The organism is Thermodesulfobacteriota bacterium (genome assembly GCA_026415035.1).
Taxonomy (GTDB): Bacteria; Desulfobacterota; BSN033; order BSN033; family UBA1163; genus RBG-16-49-23.
The window spans coordinates 139,073-154,643 of record JAOAHX010000003.1 but is presented as its reverse complement, the minus strand read 5'-3'; the positions used below and the strand labels follow the sequence as shown (position 1 = coordinate 154,643).

General features: G+C 57.5%; 12 protein-coding genes. 4 read left to right on the top strand and 8 right to left on the bottom strand.

The window, feature by feature from the left end; translation table 11 throughout:
- The first annotated feature begins 86 nt into the window (after positions 1-86).
- Entirely contained in the window at positions 87-605 is a 519-nt protein-coding gene (locus tag N3G78_03320; GenBank protein MCX8116950.1) for a hypothetical protein, read from the top strand.
- 59 nt (positions 606-664) lie between these two features.
- Here N3G78_03320 and N3G78_03315 read toward each other — a convergent pair whose 3' ends face one another.
- Genes N3G78_03315 through N3G78_03280 form a run of 8 tightly spaced genes read right to left on the bottom strand, consistent with a single transcriptional unit; the run spans position 665 to position 12,412 of the window.
- Positions 665-3,241 carry an FAD-binding oxidoreductase gene (locus tag N3G78_03315; GenBank protein ID MCX8116949.1) on the bottom strand — a complete coding sequence of 859 codons (2,577 nt, stop codon included), beginning with the start codon at positions 3,239-3,241 and terminating at the stop codon, positions 665-667.
- A gap of 14 nt (positions 3,242-3,255) precedes the next feature.
- Positions 3,256-4,095, bottom strand: coding sequence for an FAD/NAD(P)-binding protein (locus N3G78_03310; GenBank protein ID MCX8116948.1), 840 nt, complete (start codon positions 4,093-4,095; stop codon positions 3,256-3,258).
- A gap of 7 nt (positions 4,096-4,102) precedes the next feature.
- Positions 4,103-5,152 (bottom strand): 4Fe-4S dicluster domain-containing protein, encoded by a 1,050-nt coding sequence (locus N3G78_03305; GenBank protein ID MCX8116947.1) that lies wholly within the window; start codon positions 5,150-5,152, stop codon positions 4,103-4,105.
- Complete coding sequence (locus N3G78_03300) at positions 5,149-6,105, bottom strand: 4Fe-4S binding protein (protein MCX8116946.1); 957 nt, start codon at positions 6,103-6,105, stop codon at positions 5,149-5,151. The genes N3G78_03305 and N3G78_03300 overlap by 4 nt, the downstream gene beginning before the upstream one ends.
- Before the next feature lie 11 nt (positions 6,106-6,116).
- Complete coding sequence (locus N3G78_03295; protein ID MCX8116945.1) at positions 6,117-6,566, bottom strand: hydrogenase iron-sulfur subunit; 450 nt, start codon at positions 6,564-6,566, stop codon at positions 6,117-6,119.
- A gap of 3 nt (positions 6,567-6,569) precedes the next feature.
- Positions 6,570-11,021, bottom strand: coding sequence for an FAD-dependent oxidoreductase (locus N3G78_03290; protein ID MCX8116944.1), 4,452 nt, complete (start codon positions 11,019-11,021; stop codon positions 6,570-6,572).
- Between the two features lies 1 nt (position 11,022).
- Complete coding sequence (locus N3G78_03285; GenBank protein ID MCX8116943.1) at positions 11,023-11,937, bottom strand: CoB--CoM heterodisulfide reductase iron-sulfur subunit B family protein; 915 nt, start codon at positions 11,935-11,937, stop codon at positions 11,023-11,025.
- Entirely contained in the window at positions 11,912-12,412 is a 501-nt protein-coding gene (locus N3G78_03280) for a 4Fe-4S dicluster domain-containing protein (GenBank protein MCX8116942.1), read from the bottom strand. The genes N3G78_03285 and N3G78_03280 overlap by 26 nt, the downstream gene beginning before the upstream one ends.
- Positions 12,413-12,647: 235 nt before the next feature.
- Between N3G78_03280 and gcvH the strand changes: the two genes are divergently transcribed.
- From gcvH to N3G78_03265, 3 genes are all read left to right on the top strand, one after another.
- Positions 12,648-13,076: a glycine cleavage system protein GcvH gene (gcvH, locus tag N3G78_03275; GenBank protein ID MCX8116941.1), complete on the top strand. Its 429-nt coding sequence runs from the start codon at positions 12,648-12,650 to the stop codon at positions 13,074-13,076.
- Positions 13,077-13,290: 214 nt separating this feature from the next.
- Entirely contained in the window at positions 13,291-14,475 is a 1,185-nt protein-coding gene (locus N3G78_03270; protein ID MCX8116940.1) for a (Fe-S)-binding protein, read from the top strand.
- Between the two features lie 36 nt (positions 14,476-14,511).
- A complete protein-coding gene (locus tag N3G78_03265; GenBank protein ID MCX8116939.1) occupies positions 14,512-15,360 on the top strand; it encodes a respiratory nitrate reductase subunit gamma in 849 nt (282 codons plus the stop codon).
- The last annotated feature ends 211 nt before the right edge of the window (positions 15,361-15,571 follow it).

Genomic DNA, 15,571 nt, shown 5'->3' with positions numbered 1-15,571 from the left:
CGTAACACCCGAAGAAACCCTTTTTCAAGAGAAGGACGGGAGATATTGCCATCTCTCCCTTTTTGGTGTAAAAGAGAACCGTGGCCATGGACAAAGAGTTGCATAGGCATCTGAAGCGGGAGATCGGGACGCTGGTCTGCCAGGAGGTGCGTTCCCTCAAGCTGAGGCAGGTTTGCTCTCCCGAGATCCTTCGCGAAGGGATCGCCCAGTCGGTCGAAGAGACGAAGAGGAGCATCGTTCGCCTGATCCGATCCCTTGATCCTAAGGAGCGGAATGCCATCCTCCGCAAGGCGATCGAGGAGGCGGTGGAGGAAGAGGTGGAACGGGCGATCGAGTTGAGGAGAAAACGGTGCTTCCGCTGCATTCACGGGCGGTTCTACGATCGGTCAGAGCGGGCCTATCGCATCCTTCCCCTTGAGGAGGACCGGGCTCAGTCCTTCGGATGCGATCAACCTCAACCCACCCTTTTGACCAAATGCGAACGTTTTGTCGAGGTGAGCACCACCTCCCTCGAAGATTACCTTGACGAGCTCTGTCTCCTTTACGAGTTCCGAGAGAAGATCGAGCAGATCGAGGAGCTCTGGCAGGACTACTTCTTGAAATAAAAAATCCTGCCCCTGAGGAGGACAAGGGCAGGATCGGGGTTCGATCGAGGCCGGGTCGATCAGGCGAGGGCCTCGGCGACCAGTTCGGTGATGTCCATCACCTTGATCTTCCCTTTCTTCTCTTTTCGCAGCCTGGCCGCAGCGACCTGGAGGTTGGCCTTGCAGGCCGGGCAGGCCGAGACGACGGTCTCGGCTCCCACCTCGAGGGCTTCGAGCATCCGCTGATAGGCGATCTCGCCGGAGAGCTCCGTGTTGAAGGCCTTCATGCCCCCGCCGCCCCCGCAGCATTTGGCGAGGAGTCGGTTGTTTTTGAATTCGATGAGGGTCACCCCTGGGATCTTTTTCAGGAGGTCCCTCGGGGGCTCGAAGATGTTGAGGTGGCGTCCCAGGTCGCAGGGGTCGTGGTAGGCGACTTTGACCGGCGGGATCTCTTTGAACTTCAACTGCCCGTTCTGGAGCAGTTGGTCAAGGTATTCGATGGCATTGACGACCGGCGTCTGAAAGGCGAGGTACTTGGGGTAGAGCTCTTTAAAGGTTTTATAACAGCCGGCACAGGTGGTGACGATCTGCTTCGGTTGAACCTTTGAGATGGCCTCGACGTTCTTCTTCCCCACCTCCTTGAACTCCTCGGTCCCCACGAGATAGGAGATGTAGCCGCAGCAGTTCTCGTCCTTTCCCAGCGCGGTATAGGAGATGCCGGCCTTCTCAAAGATGTTCATCAGGTTGGGGACGATGTTCACGTCTTGGAACGAGGCGACGCATCCCGGGAAGAAGAGGGCATCGACCGGCCCCTCCTTGGGCTTGAAGGTAGAGGGATAGACGTCGGTCCTTTTCTCTCTCGGTTCTCCAAAGGGATTTCCCGTCGCCCTCAGGTTCTCCATCAGGGTTTTGTGAATCTCCGGGAGGAAACCTGCCTCGACCAGTTTTCGGCGTCCGGCCTCCACGATCTCGGAGACGACCACGCCAGCGGGACACGTGGCCTTGCAGTTGAGGCAGGTGGTGCAGAGGTAGAACTTGTCGGCCACCTCCTTGGAGGGCTCAAGCAAGCCCTTCATCATGTAGTAGGCCTGGATCACCCTGCCCCTGGCATTTTCCGATTCGAGGCCCGTGCGGGCGTAGACCGTGCAACCGGCCCGGCAGAAGCCACAGTTGATGCAGGCGAAGATCTCGTTATCCACCTCGGGGCCGAAACTTTTGATCTTCTCCGGCGTCTCGACGAATTCCTTGTAGGTGAAGAAGGCATAGATGTCCTTGGTTTCATCGTCGAGCCCTAGTTTCCCTGGATTGAGGATGTTCTTGGGATCGAGGGCCTTCTTGATTGCACGCATCACTTCCTGGCCGATGCCCAGTTCATGGTGGATGTAGGGGGCCTTGGCGATGCCGATCCCGTGTTCCGCGGTCAGCGTGCCCTTCAGCTCCATCGTGAGGTCGATGAAGTCCTGGGCGATCTTTTTGGCGACCTCCCATTCCTCTTTCTTCCTCCCATCGATGATCAGAACGGCATGGAGGTTGCCATCGCCGATATGGCCGAAGATCGGGATGGGAAAGTTGTGCTTGTCCCGGATGGCCTGGAGTTTCCGAATCGTCTCGGGAATCTTGGAGATGGGCACGCCGAAGTCCTCGACGAGGGGGACCAGCTTGGCCCCTCTTCGCAATTTGGAGAGGGAGGGGACGAGGCCCTGACGGCCTGCCCACATTTTCAACCGTCTGGCCGGATCGTCGTCCCACTGCTCGCCCAGGCTGTTACACTCCTTCGAGATCCGGTTGATCTTTTCGATGTTCTCCTTGACGGCCTGCCGGTTGCCGTCGATCTCGATGAAGAGGATACAGCCGACGTTTTCCGGGATGTTGAGCCCCATCGCCTTATTGACGACCTCGATGGAGACCCGGTCCAAAATTTCACAGGAGGAGAGAGGGATGCCGGAGCCGAGGATGCCCTCCGCTGCCTTTCCGGCGTCCTCCACCTCGGGGAACCAGAGCTGGGCAAAGGCGATATATTCCGGCATCGGAAGGATCTTCACCGTGATCTCCGTCATCACCCCGAGGGTCCCCTCGGAACGGGCGAAGAGATGGACCAGGTCGTATCCGGAGGAGGTCTTCGGTGCGGTGGAGCCGGTGCGGAAGACCCGGCCATCGGCCAGGACGACCTCCATGGCCATGACGTAGTCCTTGGTCGTCCCGTATTTGATGGCGCGGTTTCCGCTCGCATTGGTGGCGACCATCCCGCCGATCGAGGCGATCGTAGCGCTTCCAGGGTCCGGGGGGAAGAAATGGGTGGGGGCGAGGGCGGCATTGAGCTGGGCGCAGATGACCCCGGGCTCGACGACCGCATAGCCGTCCTTCTTCTGGATCTCTTTGATCTTGTTCATCCGGCTCACGTCGAGGATGATGCCCCCGAAGCAAGCCAGGACCGCGCCCGTGGTGCTCGTTCCGGACCCCCGGGGGATCACCTTAATATCGTTCTCGTAAGCCAACTTCAGGATCTTGGAGACCTCTTCGGTCGATGAGGCGAAGACGACGGCATCGGGAATGCCTTCATGGACGGACATGTCCCGGGAGTGGCAGAGCCGCTCGATCTGATCCGTCCTCACGTTCTTTTCGCCGACGATCTGTCTCAATTCCTTGACGATGTCCATGGGGTCCTCCTCCATCAATAATCTTTGGGCAGTTTCTCCAACTGGGCATAACTGAAGACCGGCCCATCTTTACAGACGTAGAGATGGCCGATGTTGCACCGACCGCATTTGCCGATGCCGCACTTCATCCGCTTTTCGAGGGAGGTGAAGATCCGCTCGTTGGGAAAGCGAAGGGCGACCAGCTTGGGAAAGGTGAATTTGATCATGATCGGCGGGCCGCAGATGACGGCGTAGGTCTCGTCAGAAGAAGGGGCCATCTCTTCGAGGACGTTGGGGACAAGCCCCACCTTCCCCTTCCAGTCCTTGTCTCCCCAATCGACGGTCATGACCAGGGTGAGGTCGTCCCTTTTTTGCCAGGCCTCGAGCTCCTCCTTATAGAGGAGCAGGCCGGGCATCCTCGCCCCGTAAAGGACGGTGATCTTCTTCACCTTCGGTCGGTTCTCGGGGTGAAGGTAGTAGGCGACGAGGGAGCGTAAGGTGGTAAAGGCAAACCCCCCGCCGATGACGAGGAGGTTTTTGCCCTCAAAGAGGTCGATGGGATAACCATTGCCGAGGGGACCCCGGATGCCGATCTCGGCGCCTTCTTCCAGATGGTGAAGCGCCGTCGTCACAAGGCCGGCCTTATTGATCGTGAAGGTGAGGGTGCCCTTCTCGAGGGGGGAGGAGGCGATTCCAAAGGGCGCCTCCCCCTTTCCCAAAACGGAGAGCTCGCAGAACTGGCCAGGGATGAATCGAAACGATTCTTCGTCCTCTTTGTTCTTGAAGGCCAGTTCGAGGGTTCGGAGCATTCGATCCGTCGTCTCGATCCTGGCCCTCTTCAGGATCATGGGGATGGGAAGGTACGGGTTCTTCATAGATCGGTTATCCGGACCTCTCTTTCGACTCTTTTCGTTGCTTGGCGGAGGTGTAGACCAAGACCTCCCGAATGTCGAATTGAACCGGGCAGAATTGGATGCAACGGCCGCAGCCCACACAGGCGACCCTGCCGAAGTTTTTCGGATAGTAATTCAATTTGTGCATCAACCGCTGCCGGGTCCGTTCCCTGCAGGTGGGGCGGGGGTTATGGCCGGAGGGCTCCAAGGAATAGATGGGGAAGAGGCAGGAGTCCCAGCACCGGACCCGCTCCCCCCGGGTATTGGTCGCCTCGTCGGAGATGTCGAAACAGTGGCAGGTGGGGCAGAGAAAGGTACAGACCCCGCATCCGAGGCACTTTTCGTGGACCCGGTCCCAGAAGGGACTTTCCATCATCAGGTCGAGCCGTTTTTCGATCCCCTCCACGGGGAGCGATCCGTCCACGCTCTTCGTCGCCTGTTGCGCCAGCTCCCCCGCCCGCTCCTCCTCTTCCGGAGAGGCCTCTTGGAAGATCGGACTCCGGGTGAGGACCGTCCCTTTCTCGGTTAGCGGTTCGACGAGATAGGCCTCGCCTAAATCGGTGAGGAAGAGATCGAACCCGTTCTTCTCGAAAGGGCCGCCTCCTGTGGAGACGCAGAAGCAGGTGGAGAGGGGGCGATTGCAGCCCAGGCCCACGAGGGTCGTCTTTCGCCTCTTCTCGGCGAAGTAGACATCGGTATATTCGGGAGAGTCGAAGACCTTTTCGACGATGGAGAGCGCCGCCATATCGCAGGGTCGGGCGCCCAGAAGGACCCTGTCCCTCTCGAGCCGTTCGGTCGATCGCACCTGGCCATGACCCTCCGCCCGGTCGAAGCGGAACATCACCTCGGTTTGGGGGAAGAAGGCCTCTTTGGCTGGCTTTTGAGGAACCAACTGGTCGAGGTTCACTTCCCTGGGATCTTCAACCCTTTTGAAGACGGAGACCCCTTCGGCCAGCTTCACCGGTGCGAAAAGGTCGTAGGTCTCGATCAATCCCTTCAGAAAGGTTTCGAAATCCTTCTTTTTCAGCCTGAACTTCATTTGATAAATCCCTGTTCATCATCCAGGTTGAAGGTCGAAAGGGGCGGAGGGACCTCCGGCCTCACTCCCGTCTCAAATCCGTAGAGCTCCTTCACCTCCTGGTTCAATTTCTGTGTGAGATAGGTGAGGCGGATCTCCATGGGGCAGGCCCGCTCACAGGCGCCGCACCCCGAACATCTTCCGGTCTGATGATAGGCCCGAACCATGTGGTAGAAGGTGAGGTCCTGGGACGAGAGGCTTTTGCCGAGCCACCTGGGACGGCTGGAGTCCACGAAACATTCGGAGCAGTAGCACATCGGGCAGGCCTCTCTACAGGCGTAACAGCGGATACAGCGGCTCGTCTCCTGCTCGAAGAACTTCCACCGTTCCTCGGCAGGCCTCCTCTCAAAATCGGCCACCTCGGGATGGACCTCGACCAGGGGGGCTTCCTCCACCGGATCTCCTACGAGGAGATGGGCCTGGGTGGGTGTTCGATGGGTGCAGGTTAAACAGGAGGCGTAGAGGTAGTCGTCCCGTTTGAGAGTGACTTCGAAGCCATCCCCCTTGACGACGAGATGGTCTCCCTTCTCGATCGCCTCCCGGATCTCGCCTTTGACCGCCTTTTTCACCTTCTTTCGATCGACCATCCGGTGGCAGGGGACGCCGATGAGGATAGGAGGATGATCCACATATCTCTTTTCGAGGCCCAGGGCGACGACAGAACGGGCATCGCACCCTTTGACGATCAATCCCACCCTGACCCCTCGGAACTTGTGGAGGTAGGTCGAGAGGTTGTTCTCGCAGAAGGAGTTCCAGACCAGGCTCTCGGTGCCCTCCGGCGTCCGGATGAAGACCGGTGTCGTCCTCAAAGGCAGGGTCCAGGTCCGGTATCCGATGATCAGGTCGACCTCCTTCTTGGCCAGGAGGTCCCTTGCCACGGCTTTAAGCTTTTCTTGAATCTTGAGCTGATCCATCGTTTGGCTCTTCATGGGTGCAGAGGCTGGCCGTCGGATCCCATCGACCTTCTAAATTTCCTCAGGGGCCCCAATCGCCTCACGTCCTCGGTCACCTCATGGATGACCTGGGAAAACTTCACGCCTTCGGCCGCAGAGACCCAAGAAAACTGCACCCGGCCTTCCTCCAATCCGAGGTATTCAAGGAATCGCTTTAAGGTCGCGGACTTCCTCCTTCCCACATAGTTTCCGGACAGATAGTGGCAGTCTCCAGGGTGACATCCCGAGACCAAGACGCCGTCGGCCCCGCTTTGGAGCGCCTTGAGGATGAAGAGGGGATTGATCCGTCCCGAACAAGGGACCCGGATGACCCGGATGTTCGGGGGGTACTGGATCCTCGAGGTGCCTGCGAGGTCGGCTCCCGCATAGGAGCACCAGTTACAAAGGAAGGCGAGAATCTTCGGTTCCCAATGCTTTTCCATGCTCTAACTCGCGGCCAACTGAACGATCTGGGAAAAGATCTCTTCGGTGCTGAAGCCTTTTAAATCGATCGACCCGGAACGGCAGGAAGCCGTGCAGACGCCGCATCCTTTGCAGAGGACCTTGTTGACCTGGGCGACCCGTTTTTCGCCCACGATGGTCCGCTTCGACACGACCTCGATGGCCTGGTAAGGGCAGAGACTTTCACAGAGGCCGCAGCCCACACAGGTCCTTTCGTTCACCTCCGAAACGGTGCCGATCGTCTCGAGCTGCTTCTTCGTCAGGAGAGTGAGGGCCCTCGAGACCGCGGCATTGGCCTGGGCGAGGCTCTCTTCGATCGATTTGGGGCCATGGGCCAGGCCTGCGAGATAGACGCCCTCCGTCGCAAAGTCGACCGGCCTCAATTTCATGTGGGCCTCGAGGAAGAAGCCATCCGGATTGAGGGGGACTTTGAGCATCTTGGAGAGGCGCTCGTTTTCTTCCCGGGGGGCCTCCATGCCCGGGCTCAACACGAGGAGGTCGGCCTCGATGAGGAGGTCGTCGTGTAGGATGGCCTCGTGGACGGTGACCGAAACTCCTTCATCGCCCTTTTCCACCTTGGGCGGTCTTTCGGGCTCGTAACGGATGAAGAGGACCCCTTCCTCCCTTGCCTTTTCGTAGTAGGTTTCCTTCAGGCCATAGGTTCGGATATCCCTGTAGAGGATGTAGAGGTTGACCTCCGGGCAGATCGATTTGAGCTTCAGGGCATTTTTGATCGCCTCGGAACAGCAGACCCGACTACAGAAGGGCCTCTCCTCGTTTCTCGACTCGACGCACTGGATCATGACGACGTTCTTGAGAGATCGTAACGACCCGGGAGAGAGGGCGATCCTCTCTTCGAGCTCCTTCTGCGTGATCACCCTGGGATCCTGGCCGTAGAGATAGGATCGAGGCCGGTGTTCGTCCGCCCCGGTGGCGACGATGACGACCCCGTGATCGATCACGCTCGTCCCCTCGCCGTTTCGGACCGTCGTCTTGAAGTTTCCCACGAACCCTTCGACCTTCTCGATGGTGGTTCCTTTGTAGAGGTGGATTTTGGGGTTCTTCTCGACCTGACGGATCATCCGTTCGAGGAAGGACTGTAGGTCATCCCGGTCGAGGAGGTAGTGGATCTTTGTCGCCTTCCCCCCCAGTTGCGGTTCTTTTTCGACGAGGTAGACCTCGAACCCCGATTCGGCGATCTTCAAGGCGGCCGCCATCCCCGATAGGCCCCCTCCGATGACCAGGGCCTTCTGGTTCATCTCCACCATCTGGGTGGAGAGGGGTTCGAGGAGGGCGGCCTTGGCCACGGCCATCCGGACCAAGTCTTTGGCCTTCTCAGTGGCCTCCTCGGGTTGGTGCATGTGGACCCAGCTGCACTGGTCCCGGATGTTGGCCATCTCGAAGAGATAACGGTTCAGCCCGGCCTGCCGGATCGTGTCCTGGAAAAGGGGCTCGTGGGTCCTCGGCGTGCAGGAGGCGACGACGATCCGGTTGAGGCGATGCTCCTCGATCGCCTTCTTGATGGCCTCCTGGGTGTCCTGCGAGCAAGTGTAGAGGTTTTCAGCCACATAGACCACATGGGGCAGGGTCCTGGCATATTGGACAACTGCAGGGACATCGACCACGCCCCCGATATTGATCCCGCAATGGCAGATGAAGACCCCGATTCGGGGTCCTTCGTAGTTGACATTTCTCTCAGGGACGAACTCCTTTTCCGTGACCAGCTCGCCCCTTGCAGGGGCAAGGAGTGAGGAGGCCTCGGCAGCCGCTCCGGAGGCCTGGGCCACGGTTTCGGGGACGTCCTTCGGGCCCGAGAAGGCCCCGCTCACGTAGATGCCGGGCCTGGAGGTCAGGAGAGGAGAATAGGCGTCGGTCTTCACGAATCCGAAGGGATCGAGCTCCACCCCGAAGACCTCGGCGAGCTCCCGATGCTCCCTTGCCGGTTCGAGCCCGACCGAGAGGACGACGAGGTCGAATTCCTCGGAGGCCATCGCCCCATCCTCCGTCTCATACTGGAGGATCAGGTTTCGGGTCTCGGGCGCTTCCCGAAGATGGGAGATTCTGGAGCGGATATAGCGGACCCCGTAGTCCCTCTTGGCCCTCTCGATATATTTGTCGAAGTCCTTTCCATAGGCCCGCATGTCCATGAAGAAGATGGTGGCCTCGAGCTCCGGGGCATGTTCCTTGGCGATGACCGCCTCTTTGGTGGCATACATGCAGCAGACCGAGGAGCAGTAGCCCTTTCCGATATGGGGATCTCTCGATCCCACGCACTGGATCCAGGCCACCTTTTTGGGATGTTTTCCGTCGGAAGGCCGGCGTACCTCGCCTTTGAAAGGGCCTGAGGCGGAGAGGAAGCGTTCGAATTCGATGCTCGTGACCACGTTGGGAAACCGCTTGTAGCCGTATTCGCTCTTGATCGAGGGATCGAACTCCTCAAAGCCGGGGGAGAGGACGATGGCCCCGACCTCGATCTCGAGGCGTTCGTCTCTCATCCGGTGATCGATGGCCTTGGCCTCGCACGCCTTGAGGCATTCGAGACACTCCGAACACCCTGCGCACTGGAGACAGCGTTTGGCCTCTTCGATGGCGGCCTCTGCATCGGCCAGTCCGAGGTTGACCTCGGCAAAGCTTCTCCGCTCCCCGAGCGGGATCGAGCGCATGGGCGCCCTCGGCCGGTACTCGACCCCGTCGATGTCGACGAGGATGTAATCCTTCTGAGGCCCTTCACCCTCTCGATCCTTTCTCAGGTCCTCCCCTTTTAAATACCGATCGATGGAGAGGGCGGCCTTCCGTCCTGCAGCCATGGCATCGATGTAAGTCTGCGGACCCGTGACCGCATCACCTCCAGCGAAGACCCACTCCACCGAGGTCTGGAGGGTGAGGGGATCGGCTTCGATCGTCCCCCATCGACTGGTTTTGATCCCGTCCTCCGGGTCGAGGAAGGAGAGGTCAGGTTCCTGGCTGATGGCAGGGATGAGGGTGTCGGCCGGTAGGACAAACTCCGAGCCTGGGACGGGCACGGGCCTTGCCCTTCCGGATTCATCGGGCTCTCCAAGGGTCATCCGCTGGCATTGGACTCCCTTGATCCTTCCGTTTTCGACCAGGAGGCTGACGGGTGCCGTGAGGTACTCGATCCGGATGCCCTCATGCTCCGCCTCTTCGATCTCCTCGGCCTGGGCGGGCATCTCGTTTCGGGTCCTCCGATAGGCGATGGTCACCTCTTTGGCCCCGAGCCTGTAAACGGTCCTGGCCGCATCGATCGCTGCGTTTCCTCCCCCGATGACGACGACCCTCTCGCCCACCTGGACGGGTTGGCCAAGGGCCACTTTTCTCAAAAAGTCCACGGCATGGAGGACGCCCGAGGCCTCCTCTCCCGGGAGCCCCAGTTTCCGGCTCACATGGGCGCCTGTGGCGATGAAGATGGCCTCGTAGCCCTGTTCCTTAAGGCCTCGGAGGGTGAGATTTTTCCCAACGGGTGTGTTGAGCCTGATTTCGACGCCCATCCGCCTGAGGTAATCGATCTCTTTGTTCAACACCGCCCGGGGCAGACGGTACTCCGGGATCCCCACAGCGAGCATACCCCCGGCCACAGGAAGGGCCTCGAAGATGGTGACCCCATAACCCTTCTTTCTCAAATCCCATGCGGCCAGAAGGCCTGCAGGGCCAGAGCCGACGATCGCCACCTTCTTTCCGTTTTCGGGCGGCACGGAGAGATCGGTTTTGTCCTCGATTTCGAGGTCGGCGACGAACCGTTTCAAGCCATCGATGGCGATCGGCTGTTCAACCTCTCCTCTTCGGCAGGCCGTTTCACAGGGGTGGGTGCAGATCCGGCCGGTGATCCCGGGAAAGGGATTCTTCGCCCTCACCAAAGCGAGGGCCTCCTCGAACTTCCCTGCGGAGATCAGGGCGATGTAACCTTGGGCATTGACGTGGATCGGACAGGCGGCCCTGCAGGGCGGTTCGCCCCTCTTCTCGATCCCGTACGCACTGGGCATGGCCTGGGCAAAGAGCTGGTAGATGGCCGCACGGGTGACCAGGCCCTGTTCATAGTCGTTCGGGATCTTGATCGGGCAGACCTTGGCACACTCCCCACAGGCCTTGCAATCTTCAAGGGTGACATAGCGAGCCTTTTTATGGATGTGAACCCTGAAATGGCCGGGGCCCCCCTCCACCCTCTCCACGCGTGCATTGGTCAGGATTTCGATGTTCCGGTGGCGGCCAGCATCCACCAGCTTGGGAGACATGATGCACATGGAGCAGTCGTTGGTGGGAAAGGTCTTGTCGAGCTGGGCCATCGTCCCGCCGATGCTCATCCTCTTTTCGAGGAGGTAGACCTTCAACCCGGATTCCGCCAGGTCGAGGGAGGTCTGGATGCCTCCGATCCCGCCTCCCACCACGAGGACTGCACCGGTCGGTTTGTCGGAAGTCGTCATCTCAGGCCGGCCTCCTTATCTTCTTCAAGAGGTCTGAGGTCCTGATGCGGTTCATCTTCAGGCCCAGCTCGTCCGGATCGATCCCAAGGGCCAGGCCGAGGAGTTGGGGATAATAAAGGACGGGAAGTTTATAATCCTTCTCGAAGGCCTTTTCGATCTTCTTCTGGTTCGATTCGTACATCACGCTGCAAAAAGGACAGATCAGGACGATGGCATCCGCTTTTTGGGCGTGGATATGATCGAGCTTCCTCTGGGCCATCCCCAAGGCGACCTGTTCGTCGATCGCCAGCACCCCGCCACCGCAACAGGAGAGTTTCTCTTCGTAAGCAAGGGATTGGGCCCCTGTCGCTTCGATCAGCTCATCGAGACTTTTGGGATTTTCGGGATCATCGGCCCTTCGGTAGAGGTCCGAGGGTTTGGTAAAGTGGCAGCCATAATGGGCCGCAACCCTAAGGGAGGAGAGGTCGGCGCGGACTTCCTTTTCGATCTTCTTCGTTCCGACCTCCCGGTGAAGGATTCTGGTCAGGTGGCTGACTTTCACCTCGCCCTCGTAACGGAATCCCACCCAGCGGTAGAGCTCTTCGTTGATCCTTTTCCGGAGGCTCGGATCCTCGAGAAGTTCTCGGTTGGCCTCCGCCAGAGAGCCACAGCAGGAACTGCAGAGGGTGCAAATGGGATGCCCTTTGGCCTCAGCGAGGGCCAGATTCCTGGCCGCCATCAGGAGATAGGCATGGTGGCTGATCGATTTGACGGGATAGCCGCAACATGTAAACTCAGGGATGTCATGAAGGGTTAGACCGAGGGCACCGGCAACCTTCCTCGAGGCCAATTCGTAATTTAAGGCCCTGACCGGAACCGTACAACCAAGAAATAGGGTATAGGAGCTTTCCTTAGACCGGTCCTCTTTCTTCTTCATGACAGAGCCCGAGTCCTTTCAAAATCTTTTGGATCTCTTCGGTCCGGCCTTGAACCAGGGGGAGGCCGAATTCCCTTCGCTTCTCATTTTCAAAATCGGAGATCTCCAGGAGGCGACCGAAGGTGGAGAGGAGTTCCAATTGGGTTTTAATCGGAGGAGGGATATGCCCTTCTCGCACCGCAATGTTCTTGATGGCGTTCATGAGCTCGGGGATTCTCACGTCTTGGGGGCATCGTTCGTAGCAGGTGTAGCAGGAAGAGCAGAGCCAGATGAACGGGCTGGAGAGGACGTCCTTCTTCATCCCCAGGAGGGCCATCCGGATGATCTTCCTCGGGTTATAACGTTCCGTAATCTGCCTGACCGGACAACCTGCCGTGCAGGTCCCGCAGGCAAAGCATTTCTTGATGTGCTGCCCCCCCGGTTCTCTTGCTATGAGGTCTTTAAACCCGGGGTCGAGATCTTTCGCGTGGATCATACTTTAAAGATGCAATAGAAAAGCTAAAAAGTCAAAAACCAATTATGCTTTTGGAATCAATAAGTTAGTGTATAATTGGCCCCTGCTTCTGAGCCGTTTTGTGAAATTTTTCTTAAATATGGCAGAAATATAAAAGATTTCCTCTGGGCGGTCAAGGGGTAGAAGGGCTGGGTGACTTGTGAAGGAACGAATTTTGTAGTATAAAGCCTGGAAAAAAAGAAAGGAGGCCATTTTCATGGAAATCGAAGGGTACCAATTTCCGGACGATCTCTACTATCACAAAGAACATTTCTGGGCCAGGGTGGAGGGAGAGATTGTGACGGTCGGAACAACTGACTTTGCCCAGAAACTGGCGGGCGACATCGTCTATGTCGAGCTTCCCTCCCCAGGTAAAGCGGTCGAACAAGGGAAACCCTGCGGTTCCCTTGAATCGGGGAAATGGGTCGGGAGGATCTATGCGCCCGTCTCAGGAAAAGTCGTCTCGGCAAATGAGGAGCTTGAGGACTCGCCTGAGTTGATCAATGCAAGCCCTTACGACAAGGGATGGATCTTCAAGGTGAGCCCTTCCAATTTAGAGGCGGAGCTGAAGAACCTGATGAGGGTCGACACGTTAGGGGAGTTCATCCAGTCGGAGATCGAGCGGGTGAAGAAGACGAAGGAATAGTCTAAAGGCATGACCAATGTGAAGAGAGGGCGTTGGGAAAAACGCCCTCTCTTTTTATTATCGAAAAATGGGTGAAATTTTAAAGTTAAATGGTCAGACCAATATAAATTTGTTGACAACCCAGGAAACTTCGGTTATAAAAATCTCAAAAGGTGAGCCAAACGGGGGCCGAAAGACCCTTGGGGGCCTCCAGGGCAAAGCGATCCTGAGGAAGGTGGACCTTTCACGATTCTCTCCCAAACAACTCCTTGAAATCGATGCCTGCACCCGGTGTGGAGACTGCCTCCGGTTCTGCCCGGTTTATGGTCAGAGGGCCGAGGAGGGGATCACCCCCCGTGGCAAGATCCAGGCCCTGAAGAAGTTCCTCCAGAAACAGTACGGTCTCTGGGCGAGGATCTTTGGCAAACCCAAATTGGACGAGGCGGAACTGGAGCGCTTTTCGGAGATGGTCTATCGCTGCACCCTCTGCGGAGAGTGTGCGGTTCAATGTCCGGTCTCCATCGATTCCCGAACCCTTTGGCTGGCCTTAAAAGAGGTGCTGGTCGATCTTGGCCATTTTCCCAAGAATGTTGGGATGATGAGGAAGAACGTCCTCGGGAAGTATAACATATCGGGGGAGGCCAACAGCTCGAGGACGAACTGGCTTGACGGCTTGGAGGGGCTCCCCGCACACCGATATCAAAAGGAGCGGGCAGAGGTGGTCTATTTCGTGGGCTGCGTCTCAGCCTATTTTCCGATGGCTTATAAAGTGCCCCAGAGCTTCACCCAAATCCTGGACAGGGCAGGGGTGGATTTCACCCTCTTGGGCGGAGAGGAGTGGTGTTGCGGATTTCCGCTCATCGGGGCTGGGTTTAGAAAAGAGGTCGAGGGTTTCATCCGTCACCATATCGAAGGGGTGAAAGAGAGAGGGGCGCACAGCGTCGTCTTCTCCTGTCCCTCCTGTTACCATACCTGGCACGAGGAGTACCACACCGATTTCCACCTCTACGATTCCACCCAGTTTCTTCTCCACCTCCTCCGAGAGGGGAAGCTCAGATTTAAGGGAGAGAAGGTGAGGGTGACCTATCACGACCCCTGCGACCTCGGCCGCCATAGCGGCATATACGAGGAACCGAGAGAGGTTCTGCGATCGATCCCAGGGGTGGAGTTGGTGGAGTTGGCCACCCACAGGGAACAGAGCAAATGTTGTGGGGGAGGGGGACTTTTGGAGATGGTGGATCCAGAGCTCTCCATCGCCCTGGCCAAGGAGAAGATCAAGTCGATTCAGGCGACCGGCGCGGACGTCGTTGTCTCGGCCTGCCAGCAGTGTGTCCGGACGATTCAGTCCACCGCCAGGAGGATGAAGGTTCCGTTAAAGGTGATGTATATCTCTGAGTTCGTCCTGAAATATTTGGCCTAAGGATCCCCGGTCCTCGGCGACGGGGAGGATATCGGAATGGAGAAGCACCTCATCTTCTATCTGATGTTCATTCCCACGATGATCCTCTTCCTCTGGGGGATGTGGTTTCGGGCGGGTTTCTATCTTCAGGGGACCTTGAAGGGAATGGAACAGGCGACCTCCTGGGAGAAATTCGTCACCCTGGCCAAAAGAGGCTGGAAGGGCTTCCGGAAGAGACCTCGCTGGTATATCAAGACGGTCCTGACCGATGTGATCTTCCATAAGAAGCTTTACGCTCAATCTTTCTACCGATGGCTCGCCCACACCCTTCTCGTGTTCGGTTTTGTCGCGACCTTCGTCGTGGATATGATCAAGGGATTCACCACCGGTTACCTCGCCGCATGGAGCCCTTCCTTTCCCATCCTCTCCTTTGCCCATGCCTTTAAGACCGGACCCATCCGGCCGTTTCTCGACTTTTTTCTCGAATTCTTCAGTTTTTTGATCCTCGTCGGCTGTGTGCTAGCTATGATCCGGAGATTCTTCCTCAAGCCCGATCAATTGAAGACGGAAGAGGAGGATATTGTCACCCTCGTCTTCATCTTTTATATGGTGGCCTCGGGATTTTTCATCGAGGGATACCGGATCGCTCACCCAGAGGTGGTGGCCGAACGGGTCTACATGGCCGATTTTACTCCGCCGAGCGCCAACAACTGGATCTCCTTCTTCGGATATTTTTTGTCCTTTTTTCTGAGAGACATCACGATCAATCCCCACTTCTTATGGTATGCCCACGTCATCCCTTGCCTCGTATGGTTTGTCTATATCCCCCATTCGAAATTTCTCCATATCTTCACCTCATCGATCACCGTCATCGCCGATAGGGTCAAACAACACCAGGCCGGATAAGAAGAAGGCCGATCGCTTGGAACAGGATTTCAGGCGAATACGTTCCGACTCACCCTTGTTTACGAGAGTTAGAAGAGGGGTCCTGAGACGGACCTGGAGCTGGGGACGCGTTTACCCTTGGCACAGGAACGTCACCTAACCTTTTGAAATATTTAACAGAAAAACAAATGCTTGACAAAACCTTCCAAGGATGATAAAGGATGTAAAAAAA

Bases quoted from the DNA above. Each gene is read 5' to 3' on its own strand.
- N3G78_03320 (MCX8116950.1), top strand. From the start codon at position 87: ATGGACAAAGAGTTGCATAGGCATCTGAAGCGGGAGATCGGGACGCTG.
- N3G78_03315 (MCX8116949.1), bottom strand. From the start codon at position 3,241: ATGGACATCGTCAAGGAATTGAGACAGATCGTCGGCGAAAAGAACGTG.
- N3G78_03310 (MCX8116948.1), bottom strand. From the start codon at position 4,095: ATGAAGAACCCGTACCTTCCCATCCCCATGATCCTGAAGAGGGCCAGG.
- N3G78_03305 (MCX8116947.1), bottom strand. From the start codon at position 5,152: ATGAAGTTCAGGCTGAAAAAGAAGGATTTCGAAACCTTTCTGAAGGGA.
- N3G78_03300 (MCX8116946.1), bottom strand. From the start codon at position 6,105: ATGGATCAGCTCAAGATTCAAGAAAAGCTTAAAGCCGTGGCAAGGGAC.
- N3G78_03295 (MCX8116945.1), bottom strand. From the start codon at position 6,566: ATGGAAAAGCATTGGGAACCGAAGATTCTCGCCTTCCTTTGTAACTGG.
- N3G78_03290 (MCX8116944.1), bottom strand. From the start codon at position 11,021: ATGACGACTTCCGACAAACCGACCGGTGCAGTCCTCGTGGTGGGAGGC.
- N3G78_03285 (MCX8116943.1), bottom strand. From the start codon at position 11,937: ATGAAGAAGAAAGAGGACCGGTCTAAGGAAAGCTCCTATACCCTATTT.
- N3G78_03280 (MCX8116942.1), bottom strand. From the start codon at position 12,412: ATGATCCACGCGAAAGATCTCGACCCCGGGTTTAAAGACCTCATAGCA.
- gcvH (MCX8116941.1), top strand. From the start codon at position 12,648: ATGGAAATCGAAGGGTACCAATTTCCGGACGATCTCTACTATCACAAA.
- N3G78_03265 (MCX8116939.1), top strand. From the start codon at position 14,512: ATGGAGAAGCACCTCATCTTCTATCTGATGTTCATTCCCACGATGATC.